This window comes from Rubripirellula obstinata, from assembly GCF_001642955.1.
In the GTDB taxonomy this organism is placed as follows: Bacteria; Planctomycetota; Planctomycetia; order Pirellulales; family Pirellulaceae; genus Rubripirellula; species Rubripirellula obstinata.
The window spans coordinates 1-22,434 of sequence record NZ_LWSK01000091.1 but is presented as its reverse complement, the minus strand read 5'-3'; the positions used below and the strand labels follow the sequence as shown (position 1 = coordinate 22,434).

Sequence of the window (22,434 nt, the reverse complement as noted above, 5' to 3'; positions counted from 1 at the left end):
ATAACAACGAGGGCTGACGCCACCGGCAAAGATCTGCCGCCCTCTGGGCTAAGACCTTCGATGGTGAGACAGGATAAAAACGGCGCAAGCCGATAACTCCACAACCCCAAACTTTTAGCGGACCAGGGCGATACCCAACGCGGTTTAAATCGTTTAACCGCGTGGGCATCGCCCCGCGCGTCCGGGGCCGCACAACGCGCGGGGCGATGCCCAACGCGGTTAAACATCGTAGGCCGGAACTGCGCAGAGCTTGTTCCGGCCTACGCAGACTTGGTGATGCCCTACCTTCTAACAAGCGTGTAGCGCTGCGACTGAGCCCTGGCGGGATCAGCTACGGGGTTGGTTGCAGGCGATCCCGAAGGTTCTCAACAAGCGTGCTTACAGAAAAAAAGACGCCGAGTGAATGATCACGCGGCGTCCTTTGCGATTCATCCGATAGACAAATCAATAGGGCTGACAGGAATCGAACCTGCACTCCCGAGGGAACTAGATCCTAAATCTAGCGCGTCTGCCAGTTCCGCCACAGCCCCGAGTTTATGAAAACTCGCGTTCTCGAATGCCCCACCTTGCAGAAACTTTAATGTTGGAAAAATGACAGGGGCCTCAGGGGCAGTTGAGGCCCCTGTCGCATCAAACTCAGAGGAAAGGGGCAATTTCCCTCCAAGCGACGCATTCCAACAATTTCGTTTTCTACCTTCCGTTAATCGACACCACAAACTCAGTAGCATTATCTGCGGCGATTCAGGACCATTGGGCCATTGGTGCGACAGAGTAGCGCTTTCTCGAACGCGACACAATAGCTGTCCAGAGGATTAGTGCCATTCCAGCGATTTCCCTGCAACGAAAGCCGCAACTAAAGCCGCCGTTTAAGACGCCGACGACTCGTCGCCAGTAACAGTTGGAACCACCCAGACCTTGACGCTTGCATCAACTTCGCTGTGCAAGTGAACCTTAACCGTGTACAGACCAAGTTCTTTCAAAGGCCCGTCCAGGCGAATTTGGTCGGTCGCCAGAGTGAACCCGGCACCCTTGAGTGCATCGACGATCTCGTGAGGACCGACGCTGCCGTACAGGTGGCCTTCGTCGTTGGCGTTGGCTTCGATCGTGATTGATTGAGCCGCCAATTCGTTGGCTTGCTTGCGGTAGCTGCTGAGCTTTTCCAGTTCGATCGCACGCAATTTTTCGCGGTGCTTTTCGACCATTCGCTTGTGGTGATCAGTAGCAACCGTGGCTAGGCCTTGCGGTAGCAGGTAATTCAGTGCAAAGCCAGGCTTGACTTCGATGATGTCGCCTTGCTTGCCCAAATGTTCGACGTTGTGAATCAGCAGCAATTGCACGCCACCGGTTTCGCCCTTGGGAAGGCGTTTGAACATTTGAGATCGTTGTTTGGTTGCCATGTCAGAACTCGGACTGGAATTTAATTCGTTTAAAAGTGTTTTGAAATGTTCTTAGAACGGAATGTCTGGTTCGTCATAGCCCGGTCCGTCACCGGTGGGTTGAGCATCACGCTGCCCTGCTTGATCTTGTGTTGCTTGATCTTGCGTTGATTGATGAGCCGAAGATTCGTGTACCTGCGATGCGTTACTACTGGAAGACATCGTTGCGCCGCTGTCACCGGCATGAGCCATGCTTGCCGAGGATTGCTGAGGCGAACGATTGTCATGCCCGCTGCTACTTGATTGGTTTGAATCAGACCGTCCTGAATCCCCTGGTCCTGTCGTTCCGCTTAGCATTTGCATTCGGTCACAAACCACTTTCAGCTTGCTTCGCTTCTTGCCTTCGCTCTCCCATCGTTCCTGCTTCAATCGGCCCTCGACCAGGATCGGCGACCCTTTGCCGAGATACTCGCTTGCCACTTCCGCCGTTCGCCCCCACATCGTGACGTCGATGAAAGTTACTTCTTCGACCCATTCGCCGCTAGCTGATTTCCGTCGTTCATTGACAGCGATCGCAATATCGGCCACGGCGGTCCCGCCGGGCGTATAACGAAGCTCGATATCACGGGTCAGATTCCCGACCACGATCACTCGGTTGTAACTAGCCATAAACGATTGCTCCGGCAAACCCCAGCGTTAGGCTGGTGCTTCCGCTTCGGTGGAAGCCTCGTCGCCTTCGGTGGATTCCTCGGCCAACGCGGAAACCTTGACAGCTTCGCCGCGAGCGTTCGCCAAAATCGGCTCGATCAATCTTGGCTCCAGCTTCAAAGTCAACTGACGCAAAACGGGCTCGCACAAATGGAAAGCACGGTCGATTTTTGGCAAATCGACACCTTCCATCTCAAAATAAGTCAGCCAGTAGGTGCCTTTTTGATGCTTGTCGATTGGATAAGCAAGCTTTTGCTCCATCCACAAGCGACTGACCAGCACCTCGCCACCAGCTTCCGTGATGATGTCGCTGACCTGGGCACTAACGCCACCAGGATCGCGAGCGTAAAGATTGCTGTCCAGAATCAGCAGCGTTTCGTAAGTGTTTCTTGCCACGATGGGTCGGTCTCTTCGGATAGACGTTGTTCGGTAAACCGTAAATTGATCTGTTTTGCTTCTAGCTTCTTGAAGCGTTCGCTTCGGTGCTCGCAAGGCTGCGGATCAGTCGCATTGGCCTTGCCAGCAATTTTTGATCCGGGAGTTTAGCGATTGAACCGTGTTTCGTCATGCCCAGAAGGAGTCGAATTCAATCTTTATTTCGTTTCGCTGATGATTCGCTTGGATCTGGGGCGTCGGTGGCGTCGTCAGCCGGGTTTTGCTGCTGTTTGGGTTGCGGTCGTTTCACTTTGGGCTTTGGCGGCGGCTTTCCGACCGAATTGTAGTGATTCATCGCCTCGACCACGCCTAAATTCACCCAATCGATGACGGCCTTCGCGGCTGTAGTGGTGATCGTTTCGATCGTTTCAGCTTCTTTGTTTCCAAATCGCCCCAGCACATAATCCGCCGTTTCCCAGCCCGCGGGTGGCCGGCCGATGCCAACTTTCAAACGTGAAAACGACTCGCTTCGCAAGTGCCGAATTGTGTCAGCAATCCCTTTCTGTCCGCCGGCGGATCCATCTTTCTTGAATCGCAAGCGACCCACCGGTAGATCCAGATCGTCACACACGACCAGCAAATCCTGGTCGGCCAGCTTGAAGAAATCGATTGCCTTACGAACGCTCTGACCACTGGCGTTCATGTAGGTTTGGGGCCAAAGCATGACAACTTTCTCACTGCCGATCATCGCCTCAGCAAATTCGCCCTCGAAGCGAGTTTTCGATGGGCTGGCGGAGGTCAATGCGGCAACTTTTGCAACCACATCGAAGCCGACGTTGTGCCGCGTTTGCTCGTATTTTTTGCCAGGATTCCCCAGGCCAACGATCAGCTTCACGACACAACCACAGCGTTTAGTTTTTGTTGCAAAGTGCAATCATTCTCGCACCCCGAACACGCAAACGAAGGATTCCGCTTACATCTCTCGACTAGGCATTCGGGTGATGAACAATCAGGCTCTATGCGTCTGATTCGTCCGAATCGCCACCCTTGGCGATGACTTCGGGCTCAGCACCGATACCCGATTCAGCTTCGTCGTCATCGGATGATCCCTTGGGCTCTTCGATGCGAACAATCACTGCATCAGTCTCGGTGACCAGGATGACGCCCTCGGGCAATTCCAAATCGCCAGCGGTCAAGTGAGCACCCAAGTCCAACTCAGATACGTCCACGTCCAAAGCATCTGGAATCGAACCAGCGGGACAACGGATATCGACTTCGTGCATGTTTTCCAGCAGCATGCCGCCGTTGCGAACGCCTACCGATTCACCACGAGTATGAATCGCGACGGTCACTTCGACTTCTTCTTTCAGGTTGACGCGGATCAAGTCCAGGTGAAGGACTTCGATGCCCAAAGGATCCCAGTGAATGTGGTTAACGAGTGCGGTTTCGGCTACAGCACCCTTCAATTCCACGGTTTTACTATGGTGGCGGATCAATGTGCTGACCTGAACCTTGGGGACAGCCAAGTGTTCATTGCTTTCGCCGTGACCATACAAAACGGCAGGAACTTTGCCTTCACGGCGAAGTCGCGTGGTGGCCGCGGAGCCTACTTTTTCTCGTCGTTCAACTTCCAGCACTTCTGCCATCGGGAAAGCCTTGTCTCAATTAATTGTCTTGGGGGGGAGGAACTCGTCAGAGCCCCAGCATTTTTTCTGGCCGCTAAGTATGGCGGAACGCGGATTGCATACAAGCCCAAAGAGCAATTGTTCGGGGCTAGCTTGGGGCTGGTAGGTTGCAGGCATCCAAATCGGCATCTCTTTTGTAGGCCGTAGCGAGTGAAGCGAGTTACGGCACTTTGCCCGATCACTGCCGTAACTCGCTTCACTCGCTACGGCCTACTTTTGAACTTCCGGCCGATTTGCTTGCCCGCAACACAATCGCTCGCAAGTTCAGGGATTCGGGTTTCGGCAGTTCTCTGCTTTGCCCTACACTCCGTCCCGCTCGATGGTTGGTGGCTGCAATGAATGGTAGCTGGGCCCCAGCGAGCGATCGCCTTCCCCATGGAACGGAGCCAAGACGGCATGGATGCCAGATTTTTTGTTGCCAGTGCGGCGTTTGCCGGACTGATGTTGGCCTTGATTTGCGACGCCAACGGTGCCGGATTTCGCACTCAGAATTTCATCGTTCAGGCCCCCACGCCTGCTCTCGCAAAATCGGTTGGCGAATCGGCTGAACGTTATCGCGACGATTTGGCGACCTATTGGCTGGGAAAACGACTGCCAGCTTGGCCAACGCCATGCCCAATCCGCGTCATCGCTGGGCCCACTTTGGCCGCCCAAGGCGTCACGACTTACAACCGAGCCCCGGTGCGTGATTTCCAAATGGAAGTCGTCGGAACACCCGAGCGAATTCTCGACAGCGTCCTGCCTCACGAAGTCACGCACACGATTTTGGCGACTCACTTCGGTCGCCCGCTGCCTCGCTGGGCTGATGAAGGAATCTGCACAACCGTCGAACATGAAGCCGAACGCAGCAAGCACGAAGCAAAGCTACGCGAATTCCTAAGCACCCGCCGCGGCATCGCGATGAACCAGTTGTTCTTGCTGACGGAATACCCAAACGATGTTCTGCCGATGTACGCCCAGGGATATTCGGTATGCCGATTTTTGATCGCCCAGAAAGACGCCAGAACGTTCATCGCATTCCTGCAAGACTATATGCAGCATCCTTCGTGGACCGAAAACATACGCAAACACTACGGCTATGATTCGCTTGCTGAATTGCAAGATTATTGGCTCGCCTGGGTGTCCGAAGGCAGCGGTCCGGTCGGCAAGTTCGCCAAGGTCGATGCACCGAGTCGAATCGCTCAAGCTTCGGCAGTCGAGGAAATCCCCGCACCTGCTGGAAATCGCGTCCTTCCCGCACCAACCGAGCTAAACGAACCAGCACGCGGCACCGCGCTGGCCTCGCTAGCCGATTCCTCGTCGAGTTCCGATGGATGGTACCAACGCAAGAAACAGGATACCGCTGTGCAACGCGACGACGCGAACGGGCAACTCGCGAACGGGCAACTCGCGATTGGGCAGCTTAGCCCTCGCAGCGCGACACCTGCGGCACCCAAACGGGCTCCAGCAATCACTCCGATGGTCCCACCTTCGGTGCGTAAAAGCGGCCGATACAGCGCGGCTCAAGCTCAGCCAGAAATGGGAATGTCGCGATTGAACGCCCCCTACCAAGGCAGCGGACGAGCTCGCTACTAAGACGACGATCTCGCTATGAAGACGCTGGGCCAGCACGGCGACCAATTTGCGGATCCGCGGGCAGCATGATCAGCGGTCCAGCAGCGACTGTCGCTAGGCCGTAAAAGCTGTTATCCTGTCAAGCTTCCAAAAACAGACGTTTTTCACCAGAAGAGATTTATCAATGGCAAAGCCACAACACAAAATCAAAAAGGCCAATCACGGTCGTCGTCCCGCAAGTGCGAAGGCTCGCAAGGCAAAGCGCAAAAAGATCAAGACTTAGGATCCCAAGATGACGGTAACACCCAAGGGTAAATTCATCATCGACTTGGAGCTACTGGACCTGGAAAACCCGATCGCCGACATCGAAGCGATCCGGGTCCAGAATCCTCAGCGGCACGAGATGGAACAGTTGACGGCGATCCTGTACGAGGATACCGAGCTGAACGTCTGTGCTGCCTTGAAGGAAGTTGGCGAGGATGAATTTTGGGTGCGAGGTCACATGCCCGGCATGCCAATCATGCCAGGTGTGGTTATGCTGGAAGCCGTCGCTCAGCTTTCAAGTTTCTATAGCCAAAAGAATGACCTTCTGGGTGCCGAGATGGTCGGCTTTGGCGGAGTCGATGATGTCAAATTTCGCGGAATTGTGACGCCGGGCGACCAACTGATCCTGATGGTCAGACTACTCAAAGTGCGACGCAGCCGAATGATCGTGGCCGCCTTTCAAGGCGTCGTTGATGGCAGCATGGTGGTGGAGGGCACGCTCAAAGGCATCCCAATCCCAGTCGCCGCCGTCGAAGAAATGCTGGCCCAAAAAAAAGCCACGACCTGACGTGAACTCGTTTGTGGCAAGACGAACGGCAGCCCTAAAGTAGGCCGTAGCGAGCGCAGCGAGTTACGGCAGCGATGCAACTGCCGTAACTCGCTCCACTCGCTACGGCCTACAGAAGCGCTACGGCCTACAAAACTCTGTTCAGCGGACGCCTAGGATTGCGTTCATGATCGGCGGAGCGATGCGGTCTGCGTAGACCAATGCTTTGCCACCTAGACTCAAAATCACCTCGCTGCGACGTGCTTGGATCGCGGCGAGTGTCGTTCTGGCGACCTTTTCAGGCGGCCAGCTTCCGAAACTCTTGGACGATTGCCCAGCTTCGGTGTCGACCAGCGAATCAAAGAACTCGCTGCGGGTTGTGCTGGGGCTGACCAAGGTGACTTGAATGTTATCGGTCACCAATTCCGCTCGCAGTGAATCACTGAAACCGTGCATCGCAAACTTGCTCGCGCAGTACTCACTTTTGTTTGGAACGGCGCGGTGCCCCAGGACGCTGCCGATGTTGCAAATCACTGGCGAGCGACCTTTTCGCAGAAACGGCAAGCAAGATCGGGTCAGCTCTAACGGCGCAAAAAAGTTGACCTCCATGATTTGCCGAAGTCGTTCGGCCGACGCGTCAGCGAAAGGCCCGATCGCGCCGATGCCCGCATTGTTGATCAACAAATCGATGCGCCCGCCATCGACTTGGCACGCGACATCGATCACTTTCCGGCGCACCATCGGATCGGTTAAATCGCCGACAACCGGAATGATGGATCCTGGCCCCAGTGTTGATTTAAGTGTTGATTGGACCAGATCGTCCAGCCGATGCTGTCGCCGCGCTGTCGCCACCACCGTCGCACCGCGAGCAACAAGCAGTTCGCACAAACATTTCCCGATACCACTGCTGGCACCGGTCACGATGGCGATCGAATTCTCTGGTTTGAAACGCATGCAGCCTTCTTACCGGCCTGAATCCAACTAAGCCACGTCACTCGACGAAGTATCCGGTGAAGTATCCGATGAAGTATCCGATGACGCATCCGATGAAGCATCCGGTGACGTCTCGCTTTCGGGTTTGTCGCGATCGAAAGTGACCGGCGTGATTGACTTGGCCGACTTGTGGACTGGCCCCATCGAACCGGCAGGCATGCGAACATGAACGACCGTCATCTGGTTTCCAAATTCTCGCGAAACGACTTCGCCTTTCTCTGACAAATAAGACAACAGCTTGCCGTCCGAAGGATCAACTTCGACTTCGATATCCAGGAACTCGCGGCCCAGTGCTTCGCCGACTGCTTCGACCAGCAATGACAACCCCTTGCTGGCCCGCGCGCTGACTGGGATCGCGTTGGGGTAACGATCCAAAACTCGATTCAGGATCAGCGGATTAGGGATCGCGTCGATTTTGTTCAGGACCAGCAACGTGTCTTTTTCCTCGATGCCTAATTCGGTCAGCACCTTATAGACCGCTGCGATTTGTTCAAACACGGTGGGGCTGCTGGCGTCGGCAACGTGCAGCAACAAATCCGCTTGGCGAGTTTCTTCAAGTGTTGATTTGAAGCTGGCGACCAACGAGTGCGGCAGGTCGCGAATAAAACCGACGGTGTCGGAAAGCAACACCGTCCCCCAACCGTTCAGCGCCCAACGCCGCGTCCGAGTGTCTAGCGTGGCGAACAGTTTGTCTTGGGCCAACACCGACGCATCGGTCAACGCATTCATCAACGTGCTCTTGCCTGCGTTGGTGTAGCCGACCAAAGAAACCGTCGGCGCTTCTTTTCTCGCAGCCACTTGCCGCTCGCGCCGCTCTTCGACTTCCTTTAACTCGCTACGCAAATCCGAAATTCTTTTTTGAGCGAGCCGGCGGTCAACTTCCAATTGCTTTTCACCTGGACCACGCATGCCGACGCCCATCGCTTGGCGAGACAAGTGAGTCCACATGCGTTTGAGTCGCGGCAATTGATACTGAAGTTGCGCCAGTTCGATCGCCAGACGCGATTCGTGCGTTCGCGCGCCGGCGGCAAAGATGTCCAGGATCAGTTCGGTGCGATCGAGAACTTTGGTGCCAACTGATTTTTCAAGATTGCGGGTTTGCGCGGGCGTCAGATCGTTGTCGAAGATGACCATGTCAGCGTCGTGGCGTTCCACCATCAAACGCAGTTCTTCGACCTTGCCCTTGCCCAGATAAGTTGAATGGTCAGCGGAAGATCGGCGCTGGACCAGTTCATCGACGACCTCGGTTCCTGCGGTGGTCGCCAAACCATGAAGTTCCTCCAGCGGATCGATCTCGGGCTTGTCGCTCGGGGTGATCAACCGGGCCAAGACACTTCGCTCGGGAGCGTCGTCAAGGACCTTGTGTGTTTTTTGCACGATAGCGGCGTGGTCTCCCGTGGGCGGGCAGGCGGAAAAGGTTTCGTGGGTCTTATATTATAGTCCGTCACCAAGGAGCACAAAGGCGGACAGGGGGTTCGCTCGGTTTAGTTTTAGCGGGGTTGGCCGGTTTTTCGGATTGCCCGGTTTTCCGGATTCCCCAGTTTTCCGGATTCTATGGGCGAGCAGTGACCAGACGTGTCACAGGGGTAGCGAAGAATGCATGTGTTGTCAGATCACATCACCTTTCGCCCCAGGCAATGCCATGACTCAAATGCTTCTGTTTACCGACACTGCTGTTGCTCCTTTCACTGCCGTCGCCCCTGCCGCATCCCCGGTTTCGGCGACTGCAACCGAGTCGCTTCGCGGAACTGATAATCAAACAGCCATCGAAACCGACATCCCAGAACCTCATGTTCGCGGCCTCAACCGCATGGGCGATCTCGCTCGTCTGGTGCTGCTGCGACACGACTTAATGGCGGCTCAGCGACAAGAGCAGCAACAGAAGCGACAAAGTCAGCGACGATCGAGTCGCCGTGCCAAGTAGTTCGGTGCCGGAATCCTGGCTAGGCCTGTTGAAAGTGTTTTGGGCAGCTCTGTGGAGTCCCCGGGATGATTGCAAATTGCAAGATGAACATTGCAAATTGCCAAATGAAGCACGCAGCCCTGGACGAAAAATTCGCAATTTGCATTGTTCAATTTGCAACTTGCAATCGCTGCCTTATTCGTAGGTGACGACATAACTAAACACGGCTTAGCTTGCCTCTTTCAATGAGCTTTCGTCAGACCTGGTCAGACCTACTGCTCTCCCAACTTACTGGCAGCATCGTCTTCCATCGCGGGTTCAGGCTTTGGGCTGGCCTCTTCATTGGAAGCCGCTTTGGCTTGTCGCTCGCGTTCCTTTTCCTTTTTCCGCCGACTTCGCAGCATGGACACCGTTACCAGTGCCCCCATCAAAAAGCCAATTCCGGTGGTCGCTAGCAGCAAAACCGACAGCGGCATTTCGCGAGTTTCGAACGTGAATAGGCGAATCACCTGCATCCCGTTGTTCTGGACCGCCATCGCGATCATCAAAACGATAGCCAGGATCAAAAAGAACCAGCGGATTTTCTGCATCTGGGTTGCCTCAAAGGCCGATCGAGAATACTGTACACGAGTTCATTTGTTTGCTAGCAAATGAATGCTTCCTCATCCATTGACTTTACTCAAACCGATCAGCCAGGGAAAAGGAGAAATCAGTTTCAATGGCCGTTCAACAGACATTTGGGTTTCTTGCCCCGATAAGGACAACTGCAGCAACGACAACTGCAGCAACAACAACAGCGGTAACAACTGCGGTAGCAAAAGCCGTGATGACGAAAACTGCGGCACCTCAGCTTAGGGCAAAGCCGCAAACGGTCAAAGCAGAGCCCAAGCCAAGGAAAACGGCATCCGCCAAACCTGCGGCAACGAAGCACGAACAATTGCTGCAACAACTGCGTGGCCGAGTTCACGGCATCACGACAGCGGCGAATCACGGCGGAAAGAAAGAGACGTTTTCGACCGGCAGCGAAGCGATTGACCGATTGTTGCCCGGAACCGGATTGCGAGGCGCGGGGTTGCGGGTCGATGCGATCAGCGAATGGGTCGCCGATGGAGACGCCTGTGGAGCGGCCGCCTTGTCGTTGGCAATCGCGTCGCGTCGCGAGAAGAAAGGCACGCTGGTCGTTGTCGCTGACCGCAACCATTTCTACCCGCCCGCCGCAGCCGCCGTGGGCATCGATCCATCAAAAATCATTTGGGTGCGCCCGGCAACAACCGCAGACGCCGTTTGGTCGATTGACCAAGCGCTGCGTTGCACCGGAGTTTCCGCGGTCTGGGCTTCGGTCGGTGCTTGGCTGGACGATCGCGACGCCAGACGTTTTCAACTGGCGGCCGAAGAAGGACACACGACGGGCTTTCTGGTTCGTCCACGTTCGGTTCGCGGGCGACCAACGTTTGCCGAAGTACGTTTTCACGTCGCGATCTCAAAACAAAATCACTCACTTCATTCATCGCTTCCCACATGGACACTTACTCTGGACCGATGCCAAGGATCGCATGCTGGAATCGGCACTGGACGACAAGTGCAGGTAACGATGGACGACGCTGGCCAAATACATACGGACCAAGTACATACGGACCAGTTCAACACGTCCGCATCAAGGATGCCATCTCATGAATCGGCTGCTGTGCGTCTGGCTTCCCAATTGGCCCATCCAACGAAGGCGTCATCAACAGGCGCTGGAATCAATTCGCTGCCTGAACGAAAAAGACGAGCTTGAGCATGACGAAAATAACAGCGAAAAAGCCGAACATGCTCCGATCCTAATTTGGGGAGAACATCAACGGCGTGGACGTCGTGTCTTGGCATGTTGCCCCAAGGCTCGATCGGCGGGCGTGCGAATCGGAATGCCGGTCGCCCAAGCCGGCGAACTCTGTGTGGCTAAACAGGTTCAGGATTCAAAGAACGCTTTGCCAAAAGTTCTGCCGCACGATCCTGGCGAAGACTTAGAAGTGCTGCAGCAACTGGCCGAAAAGTTTCATCACCATGTTTCGCCGTTGGTGTCGATCGAAGCGATCGACAAAAAACCTTGGTCGGGTTACCCGCGTCACCAAAGCGAATCGCTGATCTGCGAAATCAGCGGCATCGCACATTTGCATGGCGGGGAAGCGGAGTTGCTGACGTCGATCACTCAAATGCTTGATTCAATGGGCTTGGCCGCGCGGATGGCGATCGCCGATCACCAGGGAACCGCATGGGCGGTCGCGCATGGCATGACCGACCAAATCAGAACCGCAATCACAAAATCGCAAGATCACCTGCCACCACGATGCACCATTGTGCCGTCGCAGGTCGTGCCGTCGCAGGATGCTGGAACTGCAAAATCGTTCATCGAACCTCTTTGCATCACGACGCTTCGCATTGACGAACCGACTGCGAAGTCGCTCGATCGCTTGGGCATCGCCAACATTGGCCAACTGCTAAGACTGCCTCGCAGCGGATTGGCTTCGCGGCTGGGACCATTACTGGTGCAGCGGATTCAAGAGGTTCTTGGTGAGTCTGATCCGCCGCTGGTGGTTCATCGCGTTCCCATTGAACACTGCGAAAAATGGAAGCTTCAATACCCGACTTCCGACCTCGCGATCCTGCAAGATCGAATCGCTCGATTGATGGAAAAGATCAGGGCGGGCTTGGCGACACGCAAGCGTGGGGCACTACGCATCACATGTCGCCTGGACCTGTTGGTCCACCCGCCACTGATCCTTCAAGTCGGTCTCTTTGCTCCGACGACCGATGCCGATCATCTTTGCGGTTTGCTTTCCAGTCGTTTAGAAACTCTTCGTTTGCCTGCCGACGTTAATTGCATCACATTGACTGTCAACTTAAGCGGGCCAATTCGGACCACTCAAATTTCGCTGCTGGGCGATTCGCTAGAAAGCCGGAAAGCAACCGCCGGCTCTTCCATCAGCCGCCTCGTTGATTCGCTTAGCAACCGTTTGGGTCGCGATCAAGTCGTCCGGGTTCAGTTGCGAAAAGATCCGCTTCCCGAAACGGCCTATCGAACGATCCCGTTAGCCGGCAACCCGATGCCAAGGCAACGCGGTGGGCCAAGGCAACGCGGTGGGCCAAGGCAAATCGCCCAGTATTCTGACAATCAGTATTCTGACAATCAGTACTCTGGTAATTCGGCCCATCATCCTCAGGCAAGCGATGCGATGCGGCGTCCCTTGTCCCTGATGGAGTCACCGCTAACGCTATTGGTCGCCGGGGAAGACGGTTCATTTTGTCACACTGCTTCATCAGTCGATCTGCCTGATCGCTTTCTGTTGCACAATGTTGCTTATCGCGTGCTGCGATCATGGGGCCCCGAGCGAATTGAAACCGGCTGGTGGAGCGGCCCTTCGATAAGGCGTGATTATTTCCGCATCGAAACTGATCGCCAGCAGTGGTGGTGGGTTTATCGCGATTTCTCGCTTTGCAACCAGGATCAGCGTCACCAGCAACCTGGCAACCAGCAACCTGGCCAGTATCGATGGGTTCTGCATGGCCGATTTTCTTAGGCTTCTTTTCATCAAGCGCCCAAGCACTCAACCAGCTAACGAATTCAGAATTACTTTCCAATCGAGTCCCCTAGGAAAACGAACAGGTGCAAGCACGCGAATCGAAAAAAATACGGCAGACGAAAAACGGATACGATGTTCCATTTGGTCTTCAAAAGAGGACGCGGAGAAACCAGCGTGGCACCGCAAAAAAAAAAGATGGCTGCTCTGGGAACGCTACCTTGTCGGCCGTGTGGAACTCTGCGAAACACGGCGTGCCAGCAAGGTTGCCGTGTGTCGCATAAGCTCCACAAGGCCCACAATTTCCGGCTAAAAAAGCGGCCGGTTAAGCATCATGCTCAACCGGCCGTGAGTTTTTGATATCGTATTTTGCCGCAATTCTGTCCCTGAACGGGAACAAAACACAAGCTGAACTAGGTTCAAAACAAAAACAAAAAAGGTGGTCATTCCCTCAACGCAGAAACAAATGATCGAATCTGCCGGCCAAATCCGTTCGGCCCACCCAAGTATTTATCCACGCATTCGTTGCGTGGTTCCCAAAGATCCGACTCATTCGGACCAGCGTGGACGTCAAAAAGCAAACCGATCCGAAAGACTGGGAAAAAAACCCAGACAATGTCTCATCGATTTGCAACAAAAGAACGTGGAAAGTTTCAATTTCAACTTGCCTAAATCCCAACGACAGAACTCTAGCGACAGAATTCTAGGATCGTGACTTCAACAGTGGCGCGATGGACGGTCAGGTCAACCGAACCGAGCCAGAAACGTCACCATGGTCCAGGCGGCGTTTCGAAGTCGAGAAAGAGCAATTGACACGTGGTCAGCGGGTTGTTGGGAACACACAAAACAGTGGGTTTCAAACGGCGCATAACACGCGTCTCCTGAAGGCTCGAAAATTGACAAGCCGCGAAAAAAAAGCTCGCAAACTCGTCTCGTTGAATCGTCAATGAATGTTGCGTTGACCAACAAAGATGTCAACAACAATCTGAAAGACAATTTTGATTTCTGACATCACACTTGTTCAAAACAAAGTAAAACACTGCGCGATGATGTTGAAAAAAAATTTGTTTCCAAACATCTTGTCGAACATCGCAAACGTACTCAAGAACTGTCAAAAAACATGCCCGATAATCTTCAGCCTCTTCGTGACAACGCAAGCACGGTGTCGCATGATTGGAGCGATGAAGCATTTCAACGAATGCAATCTCAATTGGGACCGAGCGTTTGCCGACAGTTAGCGATTTTTCCTCTGCCAAATAATTTTGTTTTGTCAGTCATCGTTCCTGTTTTCAATGAATGCAAAACAATCGGTTCCGTCGTCGATCGACTGCGAAAAACAGGACTGCCGTTGCAAATGATTCTGATTGACGACGGCAGCGACGATGGAACCGCGGAAGCTGTCAAACCTTTCGAATCCGATGACGATATCATTTTGTTAAATCATCCAGTCAACCAAGGCAAAGGTGCCGCCATCCGCACCGGCATCAAAGTTGCCACGGGTGATGTGATCGTGATTCAAGACGCGGACCGTGAATACGACCCGGCCGACTTTCGCTTGCTGCTGCAACCAATCCTGGCGGGCGAAGCGGACGTGGCTTACGGGACTCGCTACGGCCACTGTGATCGATCGCTTTCACCGTGGTGGCACCAAAGCGTCAACAATGGACTGACGCTGCTGGCCAGCATTGCGATTGGCATACGGCTTAGCGACGTCGAAACCTGCTACAAAATGGCGCGGCGGGAAAGCTTTGAAATGATCTTGGGCGATCTGCAAGAACGCCGCTTTGGCATCGAGATCGAGTTGACGGCGCGGTGGGCACGTGCGGGCCTTGAATTCACCGAGCGACCGATTCGGTATCACCATCGTTGGTACGACGATGGAAAAAAAATCGGCTGGCGAGATGGCGTCAGTGCCATTCGATGCATCCTGAAATACGGTCTCTTTCGGCGGTAACGTTTAGACTCACCGTTTCTTACCGCGTCGGCGTGATCCACGAACCCGAAAACTGCCAATTATGTGCGTTTCGCCGTTGACGATGATTCGGATCACAAGACAATCTGGGATGCAATCAAACTCGGCCTGCAACGAATCATGCAGGAAACCAGCGTAAGCAAACGAAAGTGAACTCCCTTGAAGCAGACGACGAAACACTGGACGACCCAAGACGCATCCTCGTTGTATGGAATTGAACGTTGGGGTGACGGATATTTTTCAATTTCCGATGACGGCAACATTGTCGTCTCGCCGGATCGTTCCGCGGAATCGTCGATCGATCTGAAGAGCATCGTTGACAGCTTGCAAGACCGCGGGTTGGAGCTTCCGGTTTTGTTGCGATTCAACGGAATCCTCAGAGACCGACTGCAACAACTTGATCAGTGCTTTGCAAAATCGATTCAAGATTACGGTTACCAAAATCGCTATCGATGCGTTTTCCCGATCAAGGTGAATCAGCAGCGCGAAGTTGTTCAGCAAATCGTCAGCGAGGGTGCCAAGCTAGGGTTCGGCATCGAAGCGGGCAGCAAACCCGAACTGTTGGCTGCGGTCGCGATGAGCAGCCCCAGCGTTCCAATTATCTGCAACGGTTTCAAGGACGAAGAATTCATTCGATTGGCGATGATGGCCCAGCGTTTCGGGCGCACGGTGATTCCAGTCATCGAAAAAGCCAGCGAGCTGGATTTGATCCTTCGCGTCGCCGCGGAAATCGGTGTGCGTCCAACCTTTGGCATGCGAGTCAAGTTGGCTACTCGCGGTAGCGGACGATGGCAAGCCAGTGGCGGTTACCGTAGCAAGTTTGGTTTGACGGTCGCCGAAGTCCTTGCCGCGCTGGATCGTTTGATCGCGATGGACTTGGCCGATTGTTTTCAGTTGCTGCACTTTCATGTTGGCAGCCAAATCGGAAACATTCGTCAACTGAAATCCGCGATCCTGGAAGCGGCACGAATCTACGTTGATCTTCAGCGGCGCGGTGCGGGGCTTCAGTATCTTGACGTTGGCGGCGGGTTGGGCGTGGACTATGACGGTTCTCGCACTGACACCGAATCCAGCATGAATTACACGATTCAAGAATACGCCAACGACGTGGTCTATCACGTGCAAAGCGTTTGCGACGAAGCCGGTGTGCCGCACCCACAACTGATCTCCGAAAGCGGCCGTGCCGTCGCAGCACAGCACAGTGTGTTGGTGATGGAAACCATTGGCGTGACGTCGCAAGGCAAACCCGTCATCCCTGATTGGGCCGAAGCAAACGACAACGAATCCGGCGACGAAGTCGAAGGCCCACCGGAACACTACGAACAACCCGTTCATGATCTGTGGCTTGGATTCAATGGGCTGACACCGACCAACATGATGGAAACCTTTCACGATGCGCAGGTTTCGCTGGACCTTTGCATGAACTTGTTCAGCGGCGGGTATTTGCCGCTGGAACAGCGCGTTGCAGCGGAGAACCTGTACTTTGCACTCTGCCATCGCATCCGTTCAATTTCGGAAACGCAAGAATCGGTGTCATCCGAACTGAAGCACTTGGACCGAATGCTTTCCGACATCTACTTCGTCAACTTTTCACTTTTCCAATCCATGCCCGATGCATGGGCCATCGATCAACTGTTCCCAATCATGCCCATTCACCGGTTAAGCGAAGAGCCAACTCGGCATGCGGTCCTTGGGGATATCACCTGTGACAGCGATGGCAAAGTTGATTCGTTTGTTTGCGGAGAAGGCCGAACAAAAACCCTGAAATTGCATCCCATTCAATCCGGCGAATCTTACCAACTAGCGGTTTTTATGGTGGGCGCTTACCAGGAAATCCTGGGCGATCTCCACAACCTTTTTGGCGACACCCATGCGGTGCATGTCGAATGCGAAGGCAATGCCGCCAAAATCCGCTCGATTGTAAAGGGTGACACAGTTTCCGAGGTCTTGGGCTACGTCCAGTACGAAGATCGCGAGTTGATGGAACGAATTCAGGAGTCGGTCGAGGACGCGATTTCCGATCAACGGATCAGCCATCAACAAGCCGGGCAAACGATCGCGGCATTTGAAAAGGCGCTTTCGGGTTACACCTACCTGACGCCGTCGCCCAAAGAAGCGGTCGCCCCGCCCGTTTCAAATATTCCGGACCGCGAACAAATTACGGTCATTGCTGAAGCTTAGGAACTGTCACAATACAACTTCCCGATTTTCCCGTAGCTGGGCCCGCCAGGGCTCAGCTCCTGCTCAGTTCCTGCTCAGTTCCTGCTCAGGCCATCATTAGCTGTACCCGACTGAACCCTGGCGGGCCCAGCTACGAAAAATTTCGCCAAATACGGAACTTGTTTCAGGACAGTTCCTTAGCTCGGATCACCTTTCCTCTTTTTCCCTTTACGCCCTTTTTCTTGTTGTGGCTTGCCGCATTTATGGATCTTTCCAACCCCATCGACCACGTGTCGCTTTCAGACACTAGCGATCAAAGCGAACCCGATTTTGACGTATCTGAATTTGAACGAGCGTTAATCGTTCGCCCCATGCGGATTGATGATTACGAAACGCTGGTTGCCATTCAAAAGAAATGCTTTGGCGAGATGGAGCCGTGGGGGAAGGATCAAATTGAAAGCCAATTGGCCCAGTTTCCTGAAGGCCAATTGGTGGTCGAGTGCGATGGTCGCTTGGTGGCCAGCAGCAGTTGCTTGCTGCTGGATTATGACGACGACCTGGAATGGCACGACTGGAAAAAAACAGCCGACTCGGGTTACATCAGAAATCACAAACCCGATGGCGATACGCTTTACGGGATCGAGATCATGGTGGATCCGGATTTCCGCGGCATGCGATTGTCACGCCGCCTCTATGACGCTCGCAAAGATCTTTGCCGAAGCCGCAACGTCGAGCAGATGATTGTCGGCGGTCGTATCCCCGGTTACCACAAGTTCGCTGATAAGCTGAAGGCGTCTGAATACGTTGACCGCGTGGTGAACAAGTCGATCTTCGATCCTGTATTAACTCCACAAATCTCCAACGGTTTTTCGCTGCAAGGACTTCTTAGTAATTACCTGCCCACGGATACCGAGAGCTGTGGGTACGCGACTTTTCTGGAATGGCGGAACCTTGACTACGCACCAGCCAGCAAACGGCGACACCGCCGAACCGTTCGTCCGGTTCGCATCGGCGCGGTCCAATACCAAATGCGTTCGATTGGCGACTTTGATGAATTCGCCAGCCAAATCCGATACTTTGTCGATGTTGCTGGGGATTACAAATGCGATTTCTTGCTATTCCCCGAGCTGTTTTCAACTCAATTGCTGTCCATCATTCCAGCTCTGCGACCAGGCGAAGCAGCACGACGGCTCGCTGATTTCACACCACAAATCCTGGAAATCTTTTCGGACATGGCGGTGAAGTTTGACACCAATATCATCGCTGGATCTCACTTCGTTGTCGAAGAAGAGCGTTTGTTTAACGTCGCGTTTCTGTTTCACCGCGACGGGAAAATTGACAAGCAGTACAAGCTTCACATCACGCCTAGCGAACGAACTTGGTGGGGCGTCGAAGGCGGACCGTCAATGGAAGTCTTCGACACTGATTGCGGCAAAATTGCGATTCAGGTTTGTTACGATTGTGAATTCCCGGAACTAGGTCGGTTGGCCGCCGCCCGCGGCGCGGACATCATCTTTGTGCCGTTCAACACTGACACTCAAAGCGGTTTCCAACGCGTACGAACTTGCGCCGCCGCTAGGTGTGTCGAGAACGATGTCTATGTCGCGATCGCGGGATGCACCGGCAATTTGCCGTTCGTTGAAAATGCGGATATCCACTACGCTCAATCAGCGATCTTCACGCCCTGTGACGTAACCTTTGCGAGAGACGGCATTGGGGCCGAAGCCAATGCAAACATCGAAACCGTCATCATCCATGACGTGGACCTAGAACTTCTGAAGCGGCATCGGCAACGCGGCAGCGTCACAAATTGGAAAGATCGTCGGACTGATCTCTATGAAGTGACGTCGTTGCGGCAGGAATCCGAACCGGCAAAATCCTGAACCAGCGGCACTACCGATCCTTCACCAGAGTGCGGCTGTAGCGGTTGTTCTGGTTTTGCACTGTGTTGCCTTGGCGAAACATTCAGGCTGAACCACTCTAATTTCTTTTTTTTGACGACTGGGTTCGGTTTCCTGGCGTCATTTTCTTCCTGATCGGACTCATCGATCGGTTCTGTGTCGTAGGTTCAATGAGCTGGGATCTTGTTCCGTTTTCATGGACGTGAATTCCGGCTGAATCACCCTTCGTCTGAATACCGTCTTTTAAAACAGAAGCAGAGCTACCGTGAGCCAAGCCAACACCAAACGACGCATCGCCCTGGTCGATCCCGAAGTCCAAGGCGGCGTGCTTAAGAAAATTGCCGTCCACTGGGTCGTGTTTTTCGTCTGCAATGCCCTGGCACTCACGATTTGGATTCGCTTGTTCGAGCAACCCGACGCTGGTTGGGGACAAACCTTTGCAGACACGATGAAAAGGTTCCTGCCTTTCTTCATCATCACGATGGCACTGATCCCAGCATTTGTCTGGGACACACTGAAACTGACCAACCGTTTCGCCGGGCCCATCCTTCGGCTGCGTTCAACACTGGCCGATGCCAGTCGTGGTGTGGCGGTAAAGCCGCTGCATTTCCGAACCAATGATTATTGGCAAGAAATCGCATCGAACTTCAACACAATTCTTTCCAAGCATGGCGTTCCGATGCAACCGGCAACCGGCGAAGACACCGCCGCAACCGACAAGTCGTAAACCGATTTAGATCGATCCCATTATCTTTTCTTTGACCGGTCCATTGTCGATGCGAATCAAACAAAAAAAACATAGCTGTACAGAAACAAGTTCCCCAAACCATGCCCGTCGCCGGCGTGGACTTGCGACCGTCGAATTGGCGGTTTGCTTGCCAGTGTTGGTGATCTTGGTATTTGGTTCGATTGAAGCTTCCAGCTTTATCTTCCTGAAACAGTCGCTTAACGCGGCTGCGTACGAAGGGATTCGCGAAGCCGTTCGAGTTGGGTCAGGCAATACCAATGCGGAGGACCGCGTTAACAACATTTTGAACTCCCGTGGCGTTACGGACTTTAGCGTCAACTTCCCAGGCGGTGATACCGCCAGCTTCGCACGCGGGGAAGAAATAGTGATTGAAGTGTCCGCTCCCACGGCTACCAACAGCCCGCTGGTGGGACAGTTCATTCCAAACCGAGACTTAACCGCCCGCGTCGTGATGCTGAAGGAATAATCGAAACTGATGTCAAATCAACTAAAACAAGTAAACCAAATTTTTGCTCCAGCACGCCAACCTAAAGCAACACGCCCCAAAGCTAGACGCGGAGCGATGCTGGTTCTGATCCTGATCATGCTGGTCGGCTTCATGGTCGCAGTCGCCTTCTCGGTTGACATTGCATTCATGCAATTGACCCGCACCGAATTACGTTCGGCCACCGATGCCGCATCCAAAGCTGCTGCGATCGAACTATCGACATCGCTGGATCGCGGTGCAGCGATTCAACGCGGCCAACAAATCGCAGCCGCCAACCGTGTTAACGGCGAACCGTTACTGGTGGATGCATCAGAGTTCACGTTTGGACGTAGCACTGAATTGGTGTCCGGTAAATTTGACTTCAATGCTGGCGGAAGCCCAAGCAATAGTGTCCAAGTCGATGGACGACGCGTTGCTGGATCGCTTTCGGGGCCCGTGCCATTGTTCTTTGGTGGTTTTTTTGACGTCAACGTTTTTGAACCACAAACCAGCTCAACCGCGTCTTACATTGAACGTGATATCGTCTTGGTGGTCGACCGCAGTGGTTCGATGGCTGGACAGAAGTTTAATGAACTGGTCAATGCAATTAATATCTTCATTGCAACGCTCAGCAGCACGCCTGTGGACGAGCAAGTTGGTTTGTCGTCCTACAACGACACTGCGTCCGAGGACGTCGAATTGACGGGTGATTTGACTGAGATCAGCGAGGCGATGGCGGCCCTTCCCGTCGGTGGTTTCACCAGTATTTCGCGTGGAATGCAGGCCGGTTCCAACTTGATGGATCGAAGCCGTAGTCCGGAATTCGTTGAGCGTACTTTGATTGTGATGACGGATGGTCGTCACAATCGCGGTCCTGAACCCGCCGCCGTTGCAACGACACTGGCTGATGACGGCGTCATCATTCACACCATCACCTTTGGTACCGATGCTGATCGGCCTCGCATGATTGACGTTGCCAACATTGGCGGCGGCAGACACTTCCATGCAGACAACGGCGATCAACTGGCCGAAATCTATCGTGAAATCGCGTTAACGCTAAGCACGATGATGACGAAGTAGTTGCGGATCACAAACGATTGAAACTGAGTTCTCTAGAACCTGAGATGACATGATGAAGACAGTAACACAGCGACCAAGTCGCATCCAACAACAACGTGGATCCTCGATTGGAAGCACAAAGCCCAATCGCAAGGGAGCCGCGGCAGTTGAGTTTGCCTTGGTTTCGACGCTGTTGTTCGCTTTGTTCTTTACTTCGCTGGAACTATGCCGAGTGGCAATGATTCGGCACACCGCCGACAACGCGGTTTACGAAGCATGCCGCGTCGGAATCATCCCCGGTGCAACCGTCGCCGAGGTGCAAGATCAGGCTCGCACAGTGATGGCGACTCTTGGGGTTTCCAGCGTTGATGTGAATGTCAGCCCCGCAGCGATCGATCGCGACACCGATGAAGTTACCGTCGTTGTTTCGATTCCGTTGGACGAAAACAGTTACATCCCGAATGGATTTACCGCAGGCGGAACAATCGTTCGCGAATTGACGCTTCGTCGCGAAGGCATTCGTTAGGAAACGGGTTGGCACCGCCACTCTGATCAGCCGCCACGCGATCGCGAACGTCTAGCTCAAATGGTGCCATCAGTGGCGCGCAAACTCGTCAATCTCGTCATACGACACATGGCGAAACCAAAGCAGACTGGCTGGCCAAACTGTGAGCCGCGACGCGTAAGCGGCCGGGCTTACGACACATGGCGAAACCAAAGCAGACTGGCTGGCCAAACTGTGAGCCGCGACGCGTAAGCGGCCGGGCTTTACGACACATGGCGAAACCAAAGCAGACTGCTGGCCAAACTGTGAGCCGCGACGCGTAAGCGGCCGGGCATACCACACTGCCCGAGGCTGGGGTGATGAAAATGTGTCTTTGTCGACTTGTAGCAACCCGACAAATCCGGTGTGTTCCACAATCGATGTCTTCAAAGAGCACCGTTGGTACGACCTACCTTCGTGATCACCTGCATTTTCATCAGAGTCTGCTAGCGACCCTTGAAAGTAGGCCGTAGCGAGCCATAGCGAGTTACGGCAATTTGCGCACCGCCGTAACTCGCTATGGCTCGCTATGGCTCGCTACGGCCTACATGCTGGCGATCAGGGAAATGTGCCGTTGCCACACTTCCCGAGGCCTTACGGCCAGCAGCTGGGCCGCTAAATC

Annotated in this window: 21 protein-coding genes and 1 tRNA gene; 13 read left to right on the top strand and 9 right to left on the bottom strand. The window is 53.9% G+C overall.

The features are described from left to right. Positions 1-448: 448 nt before the first annotated feature. The 6 genes from RC85_RS18705 to RC85_RS18680 form a co-directional block, all read right to left on the bottom strand. Positions 449-530, bottom strand: a tRNA-Leu gene (locus tag RC85_RS18705). A gap of 336 nt (positions 531-866) precedes the next feature. Next, positions 867-1,397, bottom strand: a complete 531-nt coding sequence (gene rplI / locus RC85_RS18700; protein WP_068265585.1) for a 50S ribosomal protein L9 — start codon at positions 1,395-1,397, stop codon at positions 867-869. 51 nt (positions 1,398-1,448) lie between these two features. Continuing rightward, positions 1,449-2,045, bottom strand: coding sequence for a single-stranded DNA-binding protein (gene ssb, locus RC85_RS18695; RefSeq protein WP_068265582.1), 597 nt, complete (start codon positions 2,043-2,045; stop codon positions 1,449-1,451). A gap of 27 nt (positions 2,046-2,072) precedes the next feature. Beyond that, positions 2,073-2,483 carry a 30S ribosomal protein S6 gene (gene rpsF / locus RC85_RS18690; protein ID WP_149753095.1) on the bottom strand — a complete coding sequence of 137 codons (411 nt, stop codon included), beginning with the start codon at positions 2,481-2,483 and terminating at the stop codon, positions 2,073-2,075. A gap of 187 nt (positions 2,484-2,670) precedes the next feature. Then, complete coding sequence (pth, locus tag RC85_RS18685; protein WP_068265577.1) at positions 2,671-3,354, bottom strand: aminoacyl-tRNA hydrolase; 684 nt, start codon at positions 3,352-3,354, stop codon at positions 2,671-2,673. A gap of 121 nt (positions 3,355-3,475) precedes the next feature. Then, entirely contained in the window at positions 3,476-4,105 is a 630-nt protein-coding gene (locus RC85_RS18680; RefSeq protein ID WP_068265575.1) for a 50S ribosomal protein L25, read from the bottom strand. Positions 4,106-4,540: 435 nt separating this feature from the next. On the opposite strand from RC85_RS18680, the gene RC85_RS28290 reads away from it, so the two are divergent. The 3 genes from RC85_RS28290 (at position 4,541) to RC85_RS18670 (ending at position 6,530) form a co-directional block, all read left to right on the top strand. Then, positions 4,541-5,719, top strand: a complete 1,179-nt coding sequence (locus RC85_RS28290; protein WP_200836750.1) for a hypothetical protein — start codon at positions 4,541-4,543, stop codon at positions 5,717-5,719. Positions 5,720-5,882: 163 nt separating this feature from the next. After that, positions 5,883-5,981, top strand: coding sequence for a 50S ribosomal protein bL37 (locus tag RC85_RS29055; RefSeq protein WP_420821374.1), 99 nt, complete (start codon positions 5,883-5,885; stop codon positions 5,979-5,981). A gap of 9 nt (positions 5,982-5,990) precedes the next feature. Continuing rightward, a complete protein-coding gene (locus tag RC85_RS18670; RefSeq protein WP_068265573.1) occupies positions 5,991-6,530 on the top strand; it encodes a 3-hydroxyacyl-ACP dehydratase FabZ family protein in 540 nt (179 codons plus the stop codon). Positions 6,531-6,671: 141 nt separating this feature from the next. On the opposite strand, the gene RC85_RS18665 is transcribed toward RC85_RS18670, so the two are convergent. Beyond that, positions 6,672-7,463 (bottom strand): SDR family NAD(P)-dependent oxidoreductase, encoded by a 792-nt coding sequence (locus tag RC85_RS18665; protein WP_068265570.1) that lies wholly within the window; start codon positions 7,461-7,463, stop codon positions 6,672-6,674. Positions 7,464-7,490: 27 nt separating this feature from the next. Beyond that, positions 7,491-8,879, bottom strand: a complete 1,389-nt coding sequence (hflX, locus tag RC85_RS18660; protein WP_068265569.1) for a GTPase HflX — start codon at positions 8,877-8,879, stop codon at positions 7,491-7,493. A 265-nt stretch (positions 8,880-9,144) separates the two neighbouring features. Here hflX and RC85_RS18655 point away from each other — a divergent pair, with 265 nt between their 5' ends. After that, positions 9,145-9,426, top strand: a complete 282-nt coding sequence (locus tag RC85_RS18655; RefSeq protein WP_068265567.1) for a hypothetical protein — start codon at positions 9,145-9,147, stop codon at positions 9,424-9,426. A 251-nt stretch (positions 9,427-9,677) separates the two neighbouring features. Here RC85_RS18655 and RC85_RS18645 read toward each other — a convergent pair whose 3' ends face one another. Continuing rightward, complete coding sequence (locus RC85_RS18645; RefSeq protein ID WP_068265563.1) at positions 9,678-9,995, bottom strand: lipopolysaccharide assembly protein LapA domain-containing protein; 318 nt, start codon at positions 9,993-9,995, stop codon at positions 9,678-9,680. Positions 9,996-10,231: 236 nt separating this feature from the next. On the opposite strand from RC85_RS18645, the gene RC85_RS18635 reads away from it, so the two are divergent. The 9 genes from RC85_RS18635 to RC85_RS18585 all read left to right on the top strand — a co-directional run bounded on the left by RC85_RS18635 (position 10,232) and on the right by RC85_RS18585 (position 21,794). Continuing rightward, positions 10,232-11,182, top strand: coding sequence for an ImuA family protein (locus RC85_RS18635; protein ID WP_068265560.1), 951 nt, complete (start codon positions 10,232-10,234; stop codon positions 11,180-11,182). Next, positions 11,076-12,962, top strand: a complete 1,887-nt coding sequence (locus RC85_RS18630; RefSeq protein WP_149752667.1) for a Y-family DNA polymerase — start codon at positions 11,076-11,078, stop codon at positions 12,960-12,962. Before RC85_RS18635 ends, RC85_RS18630 begins: the two co-directional genes overlap by 107 nt. Positions 12,963-14,082: 1,120 nt before the next feature. Then, complete coding sequence (locus RC85_RS18615; protein WP_084422825.1) at positions 14,083-14,916, top strand: glycosyltransferase family 2 protein; 834 nt, start codon at positions 14,083-14,085, stop codon at positions 14,914-14,916. Between the two features lie 177 nt (positions 14,917-15,093). Beyond that, entirely contained in the window at positions 15,094-17,115 is a 2,022-nt protein-coding gene (speA, locus tag RC85_RS18610) for a biosynthetic arginine decarboxylase (protein ID WP_084422824.1), read from the top strand. 350 nt (positions 17,116-17,465) lie between these two features. After that, positions 17,466-18,977: a GNAT family N-acetyltransferase gene (locus RC85_RS18605; protein WP_420852606.1), complete on the top strand. Its 1,512-nt coding sequence runs from the start codon at positions 17,466-17,468 to the stop codon at positions 18,975-18,977. Positions 18,978-19,260: 283 nt separating this feature from the next. Beyond that, entirely contained in the window at positions 19,261-19,722 is a 462-nt protein-coding gene (locus RC85_RS18600; RefSeq protein WP_068265551.1) for a hypothetical protein, read from the top strand. 49 nt (positions 19,723-19,771) lie between these two features. Beyond that, positions 19,772-20,209, top strand: a complete 438-nt coding sequence (locus RC85_RS18595; RefSeq protein WP_084422828.1) for a TadE/TadG family type IV pilus assembly protein — start codon at positions 19,772-19,774, stop codon at positions 20,207-20,209. Positions 20,210-20,218: 9 nt separating this feature from the next. Continuing rightward, a complete protein-coding gene (locus tag RC85_RS18590) occupies positions 20,219-21,289 on the top strand; it encodes a vWA domain-containing protein (RefSeq protein ID WP_235033217.1) in 1,071 nt (356 codons plus the stop codon). A 52-nt stretch (positions 21,290-21,341) separates the two neighbouring features. Continuing rightward, positions 21,342-21,794: a TadE/TadG family type IV pilus assembly protein gene (locus RC85_RS18585; RefSeq protein ID WP_084422827.1), complete on the top strand. Its 453-nt coding sequence runs from the start codon at positions 21,342-21,344 to the stop codon at positions 21,792-21,794. Positions 21,795-22,434: the final 640 nt, after the last annotated feature.